An 18,138-nucleotide genomic window follows, 5' to 3' on the forward strand; every position below is an offset into this window, starting at 1 on the left:
CCATGAAGAGGACGCACGAAGCTCGCCCCGGATCGTGGCTCGCCGTCACGCTTTTGTTGTCCCTGGCGGCGGCGGCTTCGTGCGGCCGCCGCGAAGAGCGCGGCGCCGAGGCCGGATACGACCCGCTCGCTCGCGCCCGCGAGGCCGCGGGGCGCGTGCTGAACCCCGAGGCCTCGGTGCCGCCGCTTTGTTATACCAAGACGAACGGCACCTCGAATCCTTGCTGGGTCTGCCACACGAGCGCCCATGGTCCGAATACACGCTCGGACTGGGAGCTCCAGGCCGAGTATTCGTTTTCCGAGGCGGCCCAGAAGAACCACTACGAAAACCTCTTCGTCGATCGAACGGCCGACATGGCGACCCTTTCGGACGAGGAGATTCTCCGCTACGTCCGCGAGGACAATTATGGTCCGCTTCGGCGCGCACTCGCCGGGGCCCGAGGATTCGAGGGCTACGTGCCGGACCTCGACCTCGAACGTGGCTTCGACGAACAGGGATTCGCCAGGGACGGGAGCGGCTATCGCGCGGTGCGGTACAAGCCCTTCCCCGGCGCGTTCTGGCCGACGAACGGCAGCACCGACGATGTCTTCATCCGTTTGCCCGAGCCCTTTCGACGGGACGTGCAGGGAAACACGTCCCGCGTGATCTACGCGCTCAACCTTTCGCTGCTCGAAGCCGCGATTGCCTCGGATCCCGATGCCCCGACGGATCGAATCGATCGCGAAATCGAACCCGTCGACGAGCGCCTCCTCGGCTTCGACCTCGACGGCGACGGGGCCCTCTCGCCCGGCGTCACGCGCGTGCGGCGCTTGCCGAAGACCTACGCTGGCGGCGCGTCGAACGTCCCACTCGAACGAGGCCTTTATCCGCGCGGCGTCGAGTTCTTGCATTCGGTCCGCTACCTCGACCCCGACGCGCCCGGGTATGCCGCGCGGCGAATGAAAGAACTCCGGTATGCGAAGAAGGTCCTCGCCCCCGATCGATGGGCGCTCCTGCGCGCACAGGAGAAAGAGCAGGACGAAAAGGACGAGGGGCTCCTGCCGGTGTATGCCGGGTCGGCGATGAGCGGCCTTCGGAATGCTTTCGGCTGGCAGCTCCAGGGGTTCCTCGAGGACGAGGCAGGGCGGCTGCGCCTCTCGACGGACGAGGAGCATCGGTTTTGCATGGGCTGCCATTCGAACCTGGGCGTGACGGTCGATCAAACGTTTTCGTTCGCCCGCAAGGTGCCCGGCGAAGCGGGCTGGCGCGTACAAGACCTCCGCGGAATCCCCGACGTTCCGCAACTCGGGCACGCGGAGCCCGAGGTGCTCGTGTATCTCCAGCGCGTCTTTGGCGGCGACGAGCTCCGGGCAAATGACGAAATGACGGCGCGGTTTTTCCCGGGCGGCACGCTCGCCGAGGCCGAGGTGAGGCGTGCGGCCCCCGGCGGCGATCGAGATCTTGCTTTCCTCCTGCTCCCGTCACGCGCGCGTGCGCTCGCCCTCGACAAGGCCTATCGCGTGCTCGTACGCGGGCAGCGCTTCGATCTCGGCCGCGACGCGCTGCCCACGGCCGCGGTGAACGTGCATGCCACCATCACGAATGGCTCGACGGGGCTCGGAGAAGCGAATCGGATTTACAGGGACGGCCGCCTGCGCCTCGATTGGGGGGTGGCCAGGCCCCGGTGAGAAAGGCGCGCCGACCGGTGGCTACACGTTTTTGCGGTCCGCTGCGCGTGGCCGCGCGAGCCGCTCCTCGATTTCGGCCTTGTCGATACGGAGCCCGCCGGTGAGATACGTCTCGAGGAAACCGAGTCGGTCATTGCCCCAGAAGAGCTGATCGTCGACGAGGAACGTGGGGACGCCAAAGACGCCCTCGGCGATGGCCTGTTCGGTGTTCTTGCGGAGGCGCTCCTTCACCACTTTCTCTTCGGTGGCGGCGAGCAGCGCGGACCCGTCGAGGCCTGCGTCATCGGCGATGGCGCGGAGCTCGGCGTCGTTCATCAGGTCGCGCCCATGTTCCCACGTCGCGACAATCAACGCGCCGGCGAGGCTGCGCCGCGCCTCGGGGTCGTCGAGGGCGGCGCACATGCGCTGCGCCTTGAGCGGATTGAATGGATGTGCCGGCGGGCCCGTGTAGGGCCGCTTCAATGTCATGGCCCAGCGCGCGATGTCGTGGAGCATGTGGACGCGCTTCGATGGAATCTCCGCAGGCCCCTTGTTCTCGTTCGCCTGGAGGAGCCCCGCGAACAGCACCGGCTGGAGGTCGAAGCGCGCGCCCGTGCGCGCCTCGACCTCGGGAACCTGGGCCCACGCGAGCCAAACGTACGGGCTGATGACGTCGAAGTAGAACCGGACGGTACGCATGCGGAAAAACGATAGTACGTACCGCTCGGGCTGTCGACGATTCGATGCTCGTCCGGTCGTGAAGCGTCAGCTGCCGCAGACGAGCCAGCCATTCTGATTCGAGATGTCGCCGCGGCAGGCGCGCGCATTCGGCAGACAACTATAGTGAGCGCGACCGTTCCGCGTCCGGCACTGCGAGCACAGATCCCCGTTTCGCTTCCATTTCTAGTCCCAGCACGTGCGCTCGAACGAATGCGTCCTCGCCTCTGCGACCCGCGTCGGTGCCATTCCGACCCCCACGGCCGACAGAGACAGGAGCGCCAGCGTCGTGATCACCTTTTTCATGATTCCCCTCCCTTTTCGGTTGGTCACCCTCTGCATCTCCTTGGGCGAACGACCGGACGGGGCAAGTGGGAGGATCGGGCACCGGTCGCGGACCCAGCCCTCCCTCTTCAACCTTCGTTCTACGCTCCTGTCGTAAATTTCCTTCGTCAACAGATGGATGGTTGTTGAGTTCACGCAATTTGTGGAAGAGATGGTCTTGACTTTGAACATCATTTTCAATAAATCCTGTGGAGCTCATGGTGAAAAGTGTCCGTGCAAACATGTGCAGACGACACGCTCCAACCCGTCTTCCTCCGGGAGGACCGGGCAATGCCTGATTCCCGGAAAGAGCGCTGGCCTCTCTCGGCAGCGCAGCACGGTATCTGGCTGGGCCAGGCGCTCGACCCGGCGAGCCCGCTCTACAACGCCGGCGAATGCATCGAGATTCGTGGAGCCGTCGATCCGGCGATCTTTGAGGCCTCCGTACGCCAGGCGGCCTCCGAGGCCGAGACGCTGCACATGCGGTTTGTCCCGACCGAGGACGGCCCGACGCAGATCCTCGAACCATCCCTCGACTGGCCCATGCATCGAATCGACGTCGGTGCGGAGGCCGATCCATGGGCCTTCGTGCAAACGTGGATGCAGGCGGACCTCGAAAAGACCGTGGATCTCATGCGCGGTCCGCTCTTCACGGAGGCGCTTTTCACGGCCGGGCCCGACCGGACTTACTGGTATCAGCGGGCACACCACATCGCGCTCGACGGTTTTGGATTCTCGCTCATCGCGCGGCGCGTGGCGGAGCTCTATACCGCCCGTATCGATAGCCGCTCCCGCGTCGGCCCGCCGTCCGGCTCGTTGCTCCGGGTCATCGAGGAAGACCGAGCCTACCGCGCGTCGCCCGATTGCGATCGCGACCGTGATTTCTGGCTCCGACGTTTCGCCGATCGCCCCGCGACCGTGAGCTTCGGCGGTCGACCCACCATGGTCTCTCGCCCTGCATTACGAAGGATGACCTCGCTTTCGCCCTCCACGATGGAGCGAATGCAGGCGGCGGCACACCGCGCGGGCGCGAGCTGGCCCGACGTGTTCGTCGCCGCGACGGCGGCGTATGGGCATGGCCTCACCGGCGCGCCGGAGCTCGTCCTCGGTCTCCCCGTCATGGGCCGCCTGGGCTCCGTGGCCGTGCGTATCCCGGGCATGGTGATGAACATCGTGCCCTTGCGCGTCCCGATTCCGAAGGGTGCGAGCCTCTCTGCGCTCGCCCAGCACGTCGCGGGGGAGATGCGCGCGAGCCGGTCCCATCTGCGCTACCGCTATGAGCATCTCCGCCGGGATCTCAAGCTCGTCGGCGGGGAGCGGCGGCTGTTCGGCCCGGTCGTGAACATCATGCCGTTCGATTACGATCTGCGGTTCGGCGGTCACCGCGCGATCGCGCACAACATTTCTGCCGGGCCGGTCGAGGACATCTCGATCAACGTGTACGCGCGCTCGGACGGACGCGGGCCCCGCATCGATTTCGACGCAAATCCGGACTGCTATACCTCTGACGACCTCGCGGCGCACGAGCAGCGATTCCTCGCGTTTCTCGACGCGGCCCTGTCCGCGCCCGCGCAGCCGATCTCCGAAGTCAAAATTCCCGGCTTCGCGGAGCCTGCTCCCTCCGTGGCGATGGATTCGCCCGGCGTCATTCTCGACGGCGGCCCACTTCCTTCCCCCGCGCGTGACGTCGTCGAGCGGATCCTGGAGCACGCGCGCGAGCAGCCCACCGCCATTGCTCTGGAGCACGAATCGCGGCGAATGACGTACGCAGAGCTCGTGCTCGCGGCCCAGAGGCTCGCGGCCCGCCTCGCGGCGCTCGGCGCCAAACCGGGCACGCTCGTCGCGTTGCTCTTGCCTCGCAGCGTGGAGGCCATCACGGCCATTCTCGCCACGTTGTTCTCCGGCGCCGGATACCTGCCGCTCGATCCCCAGGGGCCGAGCAGCAGGACAGCGGCGATCCTCGCGGATGCCGGCCCTACGTTGCTCGTCACGACATCTGCGTACGCCGAGCAAGCGAGGCAAGCGACGCGAGCCCGCGTCGTGGTGCTGGACGAAGAGGTCCTCTCGGACGCACTCGAAGCGCCGATCCGCGAGGGCGACGAGCAGCCGGCGTACGTAATTTACACGTCCGGCTCGACGGGCCGGCCCAATGGCGTCGTGATCAGTCGCGCATCGCTTGCGCATTTCGTGGCCGGCTCTGCTTCACGTTACGGATTCCACCGCGAGGATCGCGTGCTCCAGTTCGCGCCGATGCATTTCGACGCGAGCGTGGAGGAAATTTTTCTCAGCCTGTGCGTGGGCGGTACGCTGGTGCTCCGTACGGACGAAATGTTGCAATCGGTCCTCAGGTTGCTCGACGCTTGCGCCGAGCACGCGATCACCGTGCTGGACCTGCCCACGGCGTTATGGCACGAGGTGGCCTACAGCCTCTCGACCGGCGCGTCGCTTCCACCCAGCGTTCGCATCGTCATCATCGGCGGGGAGGCCGCGCTCCCGGAGCGCGTCGCCCGTTTTCGTCGCGCCGTCGGGCCCGCGGTCCGATTGCTCAATACGTATGGTCCCACGGAGGCGACCGTCGTGGCCACGTGCGCCACGCTGTGCGGCGACGAATCCGTGGCCGAGAGCGCGCAGGAAGTCCCGATTGGCACGCCGCTGCCCGGCGTCTGCGCGGCCGTCCTCGGCGCGGATGGACAGCTCGTCGCGCGAGGCGCCGTGGGGGAGCTGTATCTGATGGGCGAAGGGCTGGCCACGGGGTATCTCGGGCAGCCGGAGCTCTCCGCCGCGCGTTTCCGGATGCTCGAAACGCTGCCCGGACAGCCGCGCGCGTATCGCACCGGAGACCTCGTCCGGCAAAACGAGGCGGGTGAGCTCGTTTTCGTCGGCCGCGTCGACGAGGAGCTCAAGATCAGCGGGCATCGCGTCGATCCGGGCGAAATCGAGACCGTTTTGCTTCGTTTCCCCGGCGTGCGCGAGGTCGCGGTGGTCGGATCCGCTTTGCCAGGTGGTATCAAGCGCCTCGCAGCGCACATCGTGGCCGATACGCCCCCTTCGTCACCGGCCGAGCTCCGCGGCCACGCGCAATCGGCATTGCCTCCCGCCTCCGTCCCTTCGGCCTTTCTGTTCACGGATCGATTGCCGAGGACCAGCACGGGCAAAATCGACCGGGCCGCGCTTCGCGACGCGGCCGCCACCCGCACGGCCACGTCGGCGGCAGCGACGACGGACCTCGAAAAGGTCGTCATGGCGGTCTGGGAGCAAATCCTCGGGGTCTCTGATCTCTCCCTGGAGGACGATTTCTTCGAGCGCGGCGGGCAGTCGCTGCAAACCATTCAGGTCGCCACGCGCCTCGGCCTCACGCTCGGCCGCGAGATCCCCGTGGCGATGGTGTTTCGTCATCCGACGATCGCGGAGCTCTCGCGCGCCCTGGAGCAATCCGCGGGCGTCACGAAGGTCGCCGCGGGGCTCACGGATGCAATGCTCGCCGACGCCGTGCTCCCGGAGGACATCGTCCCGCCCTCGCTTGCGCCCGCGACGTTGCGCCCGTCGCCCCGACAGGTCCTGCTCACCGGCGCGACCGGGTTCGTCGGGGTGCATCTCTTGCATGCGCTCCTTTTGGGGACGGTCGCGCGTGTGGTTTGTCCGGTACGCGCGGCGGACGAGAAGCAAGCGGCCGATCGGCTCCGCGCGGCCCTAGAAAAACAGCGTCTGCCGCTCGAGCATTTCGAGGACAGGGTGGTGGCCATTCCGGCCGACCTCTCGTTGCCCCGCCTCGGGCTGCGGGCCGAGACGTGGGACCGCCTGGCCACGGAATGCGACGTGATCTATCACGACGCCGCGATCGTCAGCCTCGTGCGTGATTACCGCAGCATGCGCGCGGTGAACGTGCTTGGGACACGCGAGGTGCTGAGGCTCGCGGCCGCGGCGCGCCCGAAGCCCGTGCATCACGTGTCGACGCTGGCCGTGGCGCCTTCGATCGCCAGGAGCCCCGAGGTCCCCGAGGCGTTCGTCCCGCCGCACCCGGAGCTTCTGGACGGCTACAAGCAGAGCAAATGGATCGCCGAGCGGCTCGCGGAGCAGGCAAGCGAGCGAGGAGTGCCGGTCGCCGTGTATCGCCTCGGTCGTGTCGTCGGCGCTCCCGATTCCGGGATCGTCAATGAACAGGACCTCGTCTTTCGTCTCCTCCTCGCCGGCATTCCGGCAGGGGTCTTGCCCGACCTCGACGTCGCGGAGACATGGACGCCCGTCGATTACGTGGCGCGCGCGATCGTTGCGCTCTCCCTCACCCGTCCGCAACGTGGCACCGTGTATAACCTCGCTCCCGCGCCCGACGTCCGACTGAGGGACGTGTTCCGCTGGGTACAGGAGTATGGGTATACCGTCGAAACCTGCTCGGTCCCGGCCTTCCGCGCGCGCCTGGGGAGCGGCGCCAGCGCCGCCGAGAGCGCCACGCTCGCCTTCTTCGATCTCCAGGCCGACGCCGGAGATCAACCGCAAAACTTCGGCCTCGGGCGCGTGCGCTGCGACAACGTGATTCGTGGCCTGTCCGACAGCGGAATCGATTGCCCCGCCGTCGATCGTTCGCTCGTGTTTCGTTATCTGGATCATTGCGTCGAGACCGGCAAGCTGCCGCGCCCTTCGAATGGGCGAGCGGGCCGAGCCTGAAGCGACGCCTCCACCCGAACCAAAGGAAATCACCCATGACCTCACGGACCCTTGGTGTAGACGTCGACAGCCGGGAGCGTGGTCTCCCGCGACCCATCGCAGGGGAATGGAAGCTCGATCGATCGAATGCGCTGCTCGCGGAGGCGCGCAGGCTGATCCCCGGCGTCACCCAGTCGCTCATGAAGCGGCCGGAGATGTATGCCCTCGGCTCGTTCCCGGTGTATCTCGAGGGCGGCGAGGGCGCGCTCGTGCGCGACGTCGACGGTAACGAGTACATCGATTACATCTGCGGCCTCGGGGCGAACACGCTCGGGCACAACCACCTCGCCGTCGTCCGCGCCATTCGCGAGAGCCTCGCGAATGGCGTGCTGCATTCGTTGCCGACGGAGATCGAGGTCACGGCCACGCGCACACTCGTCGATCTCATCCCCGGCGCGGAGATGGCCCGCTTCTTCAAGACCGGCGCGGACGCGACCTCGGCGGCGATTCGGCTCGCTCGACACGTGACGGGGCGAGAGAAGGTCGTCACCATCGGCTACAACGGCTGGCACGACCATTTCATGTTCGACACGCCCGGCGTGCCGGCGGTGCTGCGCGACTACACCTATCGCATGCCGCTCATGGCCGAGGCGGAAGAGAAGCCGTTGCTCGACTTGATCGCCGAAAAGGGCTCCGAAATCGCACTGGTGCTGCTCTCGTTGCCCTACAAGCGTGTCGTCTCGGCGGAGTTCTTGCGTACCTTGCGCGAGACCTGCCACGCCCACGGCGTGCTCTTCGTGCTGGACGAGGTCGTGACGGGCTTCCGGCTCGCGCTCGGCGGCGCCCAGGAGTATTACGGAATCGTGGCCGATTTCGTGTGTCTCTCGAAGGGCATCGCGGCGGGCATGCCGCTCTCGGCCATCGCGGGCCCGCGGGAGGTGATGAGCCGCCTCGCGGAGCTGCAGGTATCGACGACGTTCGGCGGCGAGATGCTCTCCCTGGAGGTCTGCAAGGCGGTCCTCGGCGAATACCGGGATACCGATTACATCCAGCGGATCGCCTCGCTCGGCAAGCGGCTTCGCGAAGGCGTCAACGAGAAGGCCACGAAGGTCGGGGCGCCGCTGCGCGTGGTGGGCTACGACGCGATTCCGTTCTTCCTTTTCGCGGACGATCTCGCGACGCACACGAAGTTCGCCGCGCAGTTCGTCGGCGCCATGGCGAGGCGCGGCGTTCTCCTGCGCCGTGACGTGAGCTTCATCTCGGGCGTGCACACGCAGGCGCAGATCGATTTCACGATCGAGGCGGCGCACGACGCGCTCGTCGAGATGGCGAAGCACGGCGCATTCGAGGGAAGCCTGGCCGGCGCGAGGTCCTGAATCTCTGATGGTTCGTACGCGCCGTTTTTCGTGCACCGGATGGGCCGGGGGCCTGGCCCTCGTCCTCTCGGTTTGTCCGACCGCCCTCGCGCAGGACGCGGAGCCGAGTGGCCCTTCGCCTGCGCAGACGAGCGCGACGACCGAGCGCACGGTGCACCCGCCCGAGCTCATCGAGGCGGTCGAGGCGGCGTATCCGGCGGAAGCACGCGCTGCCCGGCGGGAAGGCCGCGTGGTGCTGAAGCTCCGCATCGACGTCGCGGGGCGTGTCACGAAGGCCGAGGTCGTGGAGCCGGGCGGAAACGGGTTTGACGAGGCCGCACAGGAGGCGGCGCTGCAATTCCGTTTCACGCCAGCTCGTCGGGGAGACAAGGCCGTCGCGGCGATCATCCTCTACGCTTACGAATTCAGGTTGCCGCCAGAGTCAGCCCCGCCCCCGGAGGCGCAGTCCGCCATAACCCCGGCCGCGAGCGAGCCCGGGCCCGAGCCGGCGGCGCCTGCAGCGCAGGCCATGGTCGGTCCTGCCAAACCATCGATCGACGTCACGGTCCGCGGCGCGTCCGAAGGCGATCGACTCCGCCGGTCCGCGCAGGCGGTCCAGGTCATCGAGACCGAGGAAGCGCAGCGACGAACCGCGGACCTCGGCGAGGTGCTGGCGCGCTCCGAGGGCGTGGGGGTGCGCCGGGAAGGTGGGCTCGGATCGAACGCGCGCCTCTCGCTCAATGGTCTCACGGGCGATCAGATCCGCTTCTTTTTGGACGGTGTGCCCCTCGATCTCGCCGGGTATGCGCACGGGATCACCAATGTCCCGGTGAACCTCGTGGAGCGCATCGAGGTCTACCGCGGCGTCGTCCCCGTGCGTTTCGGCGCCGATGCACTCGGCGGCGCGGTGAACCTCGTGACCGATGCGGACGTCCGCGGCACCCACGCCTCGGCGTCCTATCAGGTCGGGTCCTTCAAGACGTACCGATTGACGCTGAGCGCTCGGCATCTGCACGAGCCCACCGGGTTTTTCGCTCGCGTGAATGGGTTCTATGATTACACCCGAAACGATTACCCGATCGACGTCGAGGTCTTCGACGAGCAAGGCCGCCTCTCGCCGGCCCGCGTTCATCGGTTCCACGACGGCTACCGCGCCGGCGGCGGGAGCGTCGAGGTGGGGTTCGTCGGGCGTCCGCGGGCGGAGAAGCTCCTGCTGCGCGCTTTCTACACCGAACACCGGAGGGATGTTCAACACAACGCCCTCATGTCCGTTCCTTATGGCGCGGTGACCTACGGCAAGCAATCGGCGGGCGCACACCTGCGATATGCGAATCCTTTCTCCCGGAGGACGCGGTTCGACGCGGTGGCCGGGTACACGTACACGCACAGGGAATTCCAGGATCTCTCCACGTGTCGTTACGACTGGTTCGGCCGTTGCGTTTTCGAGCTCCCGCAACGCGGTGAGATCGAGGCCCGCGCGATCGATCAGGCCATCGAGCAACACAATGTCTTCGCCCGCCTCAACCTGGTGTGGAACCCAGCGCCCTGGCATTCGCTCCGGTTCGGGCTCTCGCCCACCTATGCCATCCGGACGGGGAAGGACCATGCCATTCCCGCGGACGAATACGACCCGCTCACCGCGCAGCGGGCGCTCCTGAGCAGCGTGGTCGGCGCCGAATACGAGGCGCGCCCGTTTGCGGGAAAACTCGCGAACATCGCGTTCGCCAAGGCATATGTGCAGATGGCCCGGACGAAGGAGCAATTGCCGAACGGGAATCTCCGCGATCTCGACCGAACGACCCAGCGCGGGGGGATCGGCGACAGCCTGCGATTCCGCTTCACCGAAGCGTTTTACGCCAAGGCATCGTACGAGTACGCGACCCGTCTGCCCAACCCCGAGGAGATGTTCGGCAATGGCGCGCTCATCATCGAGAACCTGCACCTCGAGCCGGAGGCGAGCCACAACGTGAACCTCGGCCTGACCCTGGAGCGCGCCGAGACCGCCGCCGGCCTCTTTCGGTTCAACGTGAACGGCTTCGGGCGCTTCGCGGAGAACCTCATCGTCCTGCTCAGCAACGGCAATTATTTTCAGCACGAAAACGTCCTCTCGGCTCGGTCGGTCGGCGTCGAGGCGTCCCTCGGATGGACGTCCCCGGGAGATTGGGTCGCGCTCGACGGATACGCCACCTGGCATGATTTCCGCAACACCGCGAGCGAAGGCGCATTCGGCAAATTCGAGGGGGATCGTATCCCGAACCGCCCTTACCTGTTCGCCGGCGCGAGCGCTCGCGTGCAAGGTTCCGATTTGCTCCGTCCGCGCGACGTCCTTTCGCTCACGTGGCAGGCGCGCTACGTCGAGGCCTACTTCCGCGGCTGGGAGAGCATCGGGGCCATCGATTCCAAGCTCGTCATTCCCTCGCAGCTCGTCCACGCGCTCGCGCTCACGTACTCCATGAAGCACGGCGACGGGTCCGTCAGCGGGACCCTCGAGGTGCAGAACCTGACGGATGAAAAAGTCTTCGATTCGTTCGGGGTCCAGCAACCGGGGCGAGCGGCGAACGCCAAGCTCGTTCTCGAGCTCTGACCCACCCATTCCTTCCCGAGGAGATACATCCATGAAAAAAGTCACAGCGCTCCTGATCACCCTTGTGTTCCCCGCTCTCGCCGCCTGCAGCGGCGGTGACGGCGACGGCGCCGGCGGCACCGGCGGCACCGGTGGCCAGGGCGGCCAGGGTGCCGGGGGCGGTTCCGCGACGGGACCCCTGTATGCCCTCACGACTCAGGTCTTTGGCGCCAATGGCGGGGACAACACGAGTTATATCCTCGTGACCGACAAGCTCGGGGGCGACGCCGCGCTCACGCTCGACAACGGCGTCGAAATCGCGGGCCGCGCCCTCGGCGTCGGGCCCGAGGACGGGGGCGCCGTATTCATCGCGGGCGAAGCCGGGCCGACCGTGACGCGTTACGACCTGCAAGCGGACGGCACCTTGCGCTTGGGCACCACGGTGAGCTTCCAGGGCAAGGGAATCGCCGCGCTCGGCGAGTATCACGGTCAATTTCAGTTCGTCTCCGAGACGAAGGCATATTTCTTCGACGGCCCCACGGCCCAGGTCGTCGTCTGGAATCCGAAGGACATGACGGTCACCGGGGACATTTCCCTGAATGAGCTCGTCATCGCGGATACTACGTTGACGTTCACGGCTGCGCCGCTGCGCCTGGGCGACGACGTGATCACCTTCGCCGGGTATCGAAAGGGTCCGGAGGTCCCGAGCAAGGCGGTGGTCGTCGTCGTGAATGGCAAGACGGATCAGGCGACCATCGTCACGGATGATCGCTGCGGCTACGTGCGGGATGGCATCGAAGGGCCCGATGGAAAGATTTATCTCGCCACGGAAGCCTACGGCGCGGCCGTGCACCGGCTGAACGAAGCCAATGCCGCGCCGCCTTGCATGCTGCGGTTCGACCCGGCGACGAAGACGTTCGACGCCGCGTTCCATGTCGAGCTGAACACGCTCTTTGGCGGACAAACCGCCGGCTCCCTGCTCCGCGGGCCGGGCAACGAGGCCTTCCTGCGGGTGCTCGACGAGAGCGCCTTCCCGATCATGCCGGACACGCACCCGCGCGTCCTCGCGAGCGCGGCGGCCTGGAAGTGGGCGACCGTGACGCTCGGGGATACCCCGACGGCCGAGGTGCTCGACGCCGCGCCCAGCAATGGAAGCGTCATTCCGCTGCAGTTCGGCGACCGGAGCTTCGTGTCGCTCTTCCAGGGCCAGGACTCGACGAAGCTCCTCGAGCTCGAGGCGAAGGGCCCGGGTGAAGTGGCGCTGAGCACGCCGGGCCTCGTTTTCTCGGCCCTGAAGATCCGATGACGAATCCGGCTTCCGCGAAAGAGGCCCCGCCGCCCCGGGCCGAGCCCCCTCGCCGCCGAGGGTATGGCGCCGTCATGAAATTCGTCCGGCGCCTGCACATGTATCTCGGCCTGCTGGTGTTCCCGTGGGTGCTTCTCTTCGGGCTGAGCGGCGCGCTCTTTAATCATCCCCAGATCGGGCGAGATATCGAGGAGCGGGACCTCTCCGCGGCGGAGCTCTCCACACTCACCGGAATGAAACCCTGGGATCCGAACGAGATCGCGCAAAAGGTCGTCGGGCAGATCAACGCCGGATCCCCGGGGGGGTACGCGCTTGATCCGGGGGCCCCGAGCTCCTTCTCGGGCTGGCCCCTGCTCGCGACGCCGAGCCGCGCGGGAGGGCGTCACGTGCTCATCCTCAGCCTCGACGGCGGCGGCGCGACGGTCTCCACGCATGCCCCGGAGCCGAAATCCGATCCTCCTCCCTTTGCCGGCGCGACCATCGAATTGCCCGAATACAAGATGGCGGCGGTGCAGGAGCAGGTGAAGGAGCTCCTGCCCAAGCTGGGGATCGACGCGGAGGGACCCTTGCGGGCGCATCCGAAGGTCCACCCCGAGCTGCGCTTCCGTGTGCGTGATCAAAGTGGCCGCGCTTGGAACGTCGTCTACGATCTCGGCTCGGGTCAAATCGACGGGCGACCCGCCGGTCCGGGCCAGCTCCGCTTCGTGGAGCTTCTGGAGAAGCTGCACACGACGCACCATTTCCCCGTTCACGGCGACATGGCCTGGTTCTTTGCGCTCTTCGCGGACATCACCGGCATCACGCTGGTCGTGTGGGCGCTCAGCGGCCTCGCGATGTGGTGGCAGATGAAGCCCACGCGGGTCCTCGGCGCGCTCGCCATCATGATCGCCGTGGCCGCCGCCGCCTTCGTCATGCGCGGGACGGCCTCGGAGGTTCAATTCGGCCGCGTGCAGGGCGACGGCCCCTGAGCGCCGCACGGCGGCGGCGTCACACGCCGAGCGTGGCGCCGCCGTCGACGCAGATATCGTGCATGGTGATGTGCCGTGCCCGATCCGAGAGAAGAAACAACACCGCGTCCGCGACGTCCGTCGGGTCCGCGATTCGTTGCAGGGGGATTCCCACTTTATAAGCGCCGGGCGCGCCGTCGATGGCGGCTTGCGCTCCGTTCTCGTCCTTCCACAACGATCGTTGCATCGGCGTATCCGTCGATCCCGGAGAAACGACGTTGCACCGGATGCCGTGCTGCGCGAGCTCGAGGCCGATGCACTTCGTGAACATCGCGGCGGCCGCCTTCGAGGCCGCATACAACGACATGTGCATGCGTGGCGTCCGCCCGGCATTGGATCCGACGGTCACGATGGCGCCGGATTTGCGCGGCACCATGCGCTGGGCCACGGCACGGCAAAGGTAAAACACTCCCCGGGCATTGACCGCGAAAGTCTGCTCCCAGTCCTCGTCACGCAGCGCTTCGACGAGACCGACGCGCAGCACACCCGCGACATTGACCAGGAAATCGATGGGGCCGAGCTCGCTCTCGATCTGGTCCACCGCGGCGTCGACCGCCTCCCGGTCCGTGACGTCCGCAGAGAATGATGCCGCGCGGCCGCCGCTTGCCCGTATTTCGGCGGCCACCACGTCGAGGCGGTCGCGGTTCGAATCCACCGCGGCCACGCTCGCTCCACGCGCCGCGAGCGCTCGCGCGACGGCCGCCCCGATTCCCTGGGCGGCGCCCGTCACGAGCGCGATTTTACCCTCGAACTCCATGGGCTTGCTCCTCGGCTCCGGTCCATCGCCCGTGCGGCATTCGCGCGGAGAGGATCTCCCACCAATCGTCGAGCGTCGTGCGCTCCGCGAGCTCCACGAACGAAATGTCGAAGTTTGCGGCGCGCAGCCGTTCGACGAGCGTCATGAGGCGGATGGAATCGAGGCCCAGATCGAGGAGCGAATCGCCGCTCTGGATGTCGGAGGCGGGGCGCTCGAGGAGCCCGGCGACCTCGCTGCGCAGGTGCTCGAGGTCGAACGTCGCGGCGCCGGACGATTTCTCTGCGAGCGCGTCGAGCACGTCGCGGGTCGACACGACCACGCCGCACCGCTGCGCCACGTACGTCATGGCCATCTCGTGCCAGTTCCGCGTGAAATCGGAGGTCGCGTCGGCCACGAAGAACGGCTGCACGTCGTTCATGAAGGCCTCGCCGGCCGTCAACATGCATCCGATGTGCGCATAGACGCCGCAGATGATGAGCTGATCGCGCCGCCACCGGCGCATGAGTTCGAGCAACTCGGTCCGTTGAAACGCGCTGTAGCGCCATTTCGTGAGGACGGTGTCCGACTCCGCCGGCGAGAGCTCGTGCACAATCCCATGTTTGTGCGGCTGCGCCGTCAGCCCGGGACCCCAGAAGTCGAGGAGCAGGCCACGTTCCTCGGCCGTCTGCTCGGAGGGCTGCATCGTATACACGACGGGGATCCCGAGCGCACGGCACCGCTCTCGCACCTGCCGGATGTTCTCCAGGAGCTCGACGACCGGTGAGGCCCGGATATCGTAATAATCGAGGAAGTACTGCTGCATGTCGTGGATCAGAAGGACGGCGCGGCCCGGATCCGGCGTCCACGACATCCGGTTCTTGGGCAGCTCCTCTTTCCGAGGCATGAAATAAGGCTGGATGCTGGGGATTCCCATGGTCGATGTCCTCCGGTCGTCATTGGCCCTTCTGGGCGATCTTGTCGGCGATCCAGCGACGGAGCGCCTGTTTGTCCACCTTCCCCACGTTCGTCTTGGGGAGGTCGCCCGTGAGCTCGATGCGGTCCGGGATCTTGTAGGCAGCGAGTCCGCGCTCTCGCAGGAATGTGGTGAGCTCACGCGGGGCCGGCGGCGTCTCGCGGGGGACGACGACTGCGCACGAGCGCTCCCCGAGGAAAGCATCCGGCATGGCGACGAGCGCCACGTCCCGCACCGCTGGATGGGCGAGGAGGTGATTCTCGATCTCCTCGGCCGCAATCTTTTCGCCGCCGCGGTTGATCTGATCCTTCGCGCGTCCCTCCACGACGAGATACCCCGCCGGCGTACGCCGCACGACGTCGCCGGTCCGGTAAAACCCGTCGCGCGTGAATGCCTTCGCGTTGTGGGCTTCGGCCTTGTAATATCCGCGAATGGTGTAGGGACCCCGCGTGAGCAGGTGGCCCACCTGGCCGACCTCGACGTCGCGGTCGTCCTCGTCGACGACCCGGACCTCGTCGTCCGCAGAAATGGGCCGCCCCTGCGTTTCGATGATGACGTCCTCGGGATCGTCGAGGCGGGTGTAATTGACGAGCCCCTCGGCCATGCCGAACACCTGTTGCAAGGTGCATCCGAGCGTGCCTCGCACGCGGCGCGCGACCTCCGCGCTCAGCTTGGAGCCGCCCACCTGCAGCAAGCGAAGGCTCGAAAGATTCTGCCGGGCATTCCGCGCGGCTTCGAGCCAGACCGCGCAGAGCGGCGGCACGACGGCGGTCACGGTGACGCGCTCTTTTTCGATCCAGCGGAATGCCTCGTCCGGGCTCGGGCGCCGGCTCAGCACGACGCGGCCGCCGGCATGGAGCACGCCCAGGCTGCCGGGAGAGCTCAGCGTGAAGTTATGCGCGACGGGCAACGCGACGAGAAAGACGCTGTCTCCATCGAGCGCGCAGATGTCGGCGCTGGCACGGACACTGTAAAGGTAATCGTCGTGCGTGCGGGGAATCAGCTTGGGGATTCCCGTGCTACCACCCGAGAGCTGAAAGAAGGCGACGTCTTCGGGCGCGAGCGTCGGGAGCGGCGCAGGCTCGTCATAGAGGCTCTCCAGCGCGGTGAACGGCCCTGGCTCGCCGGCGACGAGGACGTGCTTCACGGTGCTCGCTTCGGCCTGGATCTCCTCGGCGAGCTTGCGATAATCGAATCCACCGTCCTTGTCGGCGATGATGTACGCAACGGCCTCCGTGAACTGACAGAAGTACGAGATCTCGGCCCGCCGATGCGGGGGCAGGGCGAGCACGGGGAGCGCGCCGAGGCGGAACAGGGCAAAGCAGACCTCGAAGAACTCCACGATGTTCGGGAGCTGCACGACAACGCGATCCCGCGGCTTGATGCCCAGTCGCGCGAGGCCGGCCGCGAGGCGCGAGGCGCGGGCATCGAGCTCGCGATAACTCAGGCGGCGCCGGTCGTCGACGAGCGCGGTGCGATCACCGAATCGTTCCGCTCGGTCGCGCAAGAAATCGCCGAATGTCTCGCCGATCCAGTAACCCGCTCGCCGGTACCGCTCGGCGAAATCGGCAGGCCAGGGCGTGAACCCCGCGAGCGTCCCCGTTTCCCGCAATTCGTCCGTGCGCATCAGAGATCCTCCGGCAAGGGATCGAGGCCGAGCGCGGTGAGCATGGTGCGCATCTTGGCCGCAATCTCGGCGCGCTCGCGTTCGGGCGACGAACCGGCGACGACGCCGGCCCCGGCATACACGCGAAGTGCGTCGCCGCCGATCTCGGCGCAGCGGATGGTCACGGCCCATTCACCGTCGCCGGCCGCGTCGCAATAACCCACGAGGCCCGTGAAGAAGCCACGATCGAAGGGCTCGATCGCTTCGATGGCCGCGCGCGCGCTCGTGGTAGGGTATCCGCACACGGCCGGCGTCGGGTGCAAGGCCATTGCGAGCGCGAGCGACGAGGTCGAGAGATCCGCGAGCTCTCCCGTGATCGGCGTCGACAGGTGCCACATGGCCGGCGTGTGCAAGAGCGAGGCGCGCGGCGGGACGACGAGGCGCTTGCAGAAGGGGCGAAGCGCTTCGACGACGGCGTCGATGACGACCGCGTGCTCGCGCCGGTCTTTCTCGGAGGTGAGGAGCGCGCTCGCCCGCCGCTCGTCTTCCTCGGGGTCGGTGCTCCGGGGCGCGGAACCCGCGAGTGGATTGGCGAATACCGTGTTCCCAGAGCGCGACACGAGGAGCTCGGGGCTCGCGCCGATCAATGTACGCGGCTCGGGCGCGAGGGCTCCGCGCGCCTCGGGGAGCTTGAGCGCGAACGTGTACCCGGAGGTGTTCCGTTTCGACAACCGCTCGAGGAGGAGAGCGAGATCGACCGGCTCCGAGGAACGCAGCTCCAGCATTCTGGAGAGGACCACCTTCGAGAGCGCCTCCGTGCGTATCAAGGCGAGGGCGCGCTCGACGCCGCCCAGAAACCCGTCGCGGTCGGGCGACAAACGCATCCATTCTGCAGAGACCCGCGGCGGTGCGGGGAGCGATATCGACGCCGCATCCAGGGGGCCGGCGATGCGGGTGGTTCGCGGCACGAGGAGGTGGGCCGGGGATCGGGTATCGAAGGGCACGGCGCCGACCGCCAGGGGGCGCTCGTGCCCGGACTTTTCGAGCGACGCGAGCACCGCCGCGACGCGCTCGGGAATGCCTTCGCCGTGCGCCGTTCCGCCGACGATCTCGCGTACACCCTGCGCGAGAACGGTGCGGGTCGGGGACGAGAAGAAGAAAGACGATTCCTGGTTGTACGCCTGGAGGAGCTCCGTGCCGCTGCGCACGGTGGCGGCGAAGGCTTCCGGCGTCGAAATCGAGGTCATCGAGCGACTCTCCTTGC

Annotated in this window: 11 protein-coding genes; 6 read left to right on the plus strand and 5 right to left on the minus strand. The window is 67.0% G+C overall.

All coding sequences use genetic code 11. The features are described 5' to 3' along the window. Positions 1-2 precede the first annotated feature (2 nt). Positions 3-1,667 (plus strand): Aq_1262 family (lipo)protein, encoded by a 1,665-nt coding sequence (locus KEG38_RS09110; protein WP_272418727.1) that lies wholly within the window; start codon positions 3-5, stop codon positions 1,665-1,667. Positions 1,668-1,688: 21 nt separating this feature from the next. Here KEG38_RS09110 and KEG38_RS09115 read toward each other — a convergent pair whose 3' ends face one another. Continuing rightward, a complete protein-coding gene (locus tag KEG38_RS09115) occupies positions 1,689-2,345 on the minus strand; it encodes a 2-hydroxychromene-2-carboxylate isomerase (protein WP_272418728.1) in 657 nt (218 codons plus the stop codon). Between the two features lie 633 nt (positions 2,346-2,978). Here KEG38_RS09115 and mxcG point away from each other — a divergent pair. The 5 genes from mxcG (at position 2,979) to KEG38_RS09140 (ending at position 13,520) form a co-directional block, all read left to right on the plus strand. Continuing rightward, the gene (gene mxcG / locus KEG38_RS09120) at positions 2,979-7,349 is read left to right on the plus strand and encodes a myxochelin non-ribosomal peptide synthetase MxcG (RefSeq protein ID WP_272418729.1); all 4,371 of its coding nucleotides are present in this window, start codon (positions 2,979-2,981) and stop codon (positions 7,347-7,349) included. Positions 7,350-7,384: 35 nt separating this feature from the next. Continuing rightward, positions 7,385-8,704, plus strand: a complete 1,320-nt coding sequence (locus KEG38_RS09125) for an aspartate aminotransferase family protein (protein ID WP_272418730.1) — start codon at positions 7,385-7,387, stop codon at positions 8,702-8,704. Positions 8,705-8,711: 7 nt separating this feature from the next. Beyond that, positions 8,712-11,267, plus strand: coding sequence for a TonB-dependent siderophore myxochelin receptor MxcH (gene mxcH, locus KEG38_RS09130; RefSeq protein WP_272418731.1), 2,556 nt, complete (start codon positions 8,712-8,714; stop codon positions 11,265-11,267). 31 nt (positions 11,268-11,298) lie between these two features. Continuing rightward, positions 11,299-12,552, plus strand: a complete 1,254-nt coding sequence (locus KEG38_RS09135) for a DUF4374 domain-containing protein (protein WP_272418732.1) — start codon at positions 11,299-11,301, stop codon at positions 12,550-12,552. Between the two features lie 74 nt (positions 12,553-12,626). Then, positions 12,627-13,520 (plus strand): PepSY domain-containing protein, encoded by an 894-nt coding sequence (locus tag KEG38_RS09140; protein WP_372518165.1) that lies wholly within the window; start codon positions 12,627-12,629, stop codon positions 13,518-13,520. 19 nt (positions 13,521-13,539) lie between these two features. On the opposite strand, the gene KEG38_RS09145 is transcribed toward KEG38_RS09140, so the two are convergent. The 4 genes from KEG38_RS09145 to dhbC are packed head-to-tail and all read right to left on the minus strand — an operon-like array spanning position 13,540 to position 18,121. Continuing rightward, positions 13,540-14,316 (minus strand): 2,3-dihydro-2,3-dihydroxybenzoate dehydrogenase, encoded by a 777-nt coding sequence (locus tag KEG38_RS09145; protein WP_272418734.1) that lies wholly within the window; start codon positions 14,314-14,316, stop codon positions 13,540-13,542. Continuing rightward, positions 14,300-15,229 (minus strand): isochorismatase family protein, encoded by a 930-nt coding sequence (locus KEG38_RS09150; protein ID WP_272418735.1) that lies wholly within the window; start codon positions 15,227-15,229, stop codon positions 14,300-14,302. Before KEG38_RS09150 ends, KEG38_RS09145 begins: the two co-directional genes overlap by 17 nt. A gap of 19 nt (positions 15,230-15,248) precedes the next feature. Continuing rightward, positions 15,249-16,895, minus strand: a complete 1,647-nt coding sequence (locus KEG38_RS09155; RefSeq protein ID WP_272418736.1) for a (2,3-dihydroxybenzoyl)adenylate synthase — start codon at positions 16,893-16,895, stop codon at positions 15,249-15,251. Next, positions 16,895-18,121: an isochorismate synthase DhbC gene (gene dhbC, locus KEG38_RS09160; protein ID WP_272418737.1), complete on the minus strand. Its 1,227-nt coding sequence runs from the start codon at positions 18,119-18,121 to the stop codon at positions 16,895-16,897. Before dhbC ends, KEG38_RS09155 begins: the two co-directional genes overlap by 1 nt. Between the last annotated feature and the right edge of the window lie 17 nt (positions 18,122-18,138).

The sequence above is a fragment of the Polyangium jinanense genome, assembly GCF_028435265.1.
GTDB lineage: Bacteria > Myxococcota_A > Polyangia > Polyangiales > Polyangiaceae > Polyangium > Polyangium jinanense.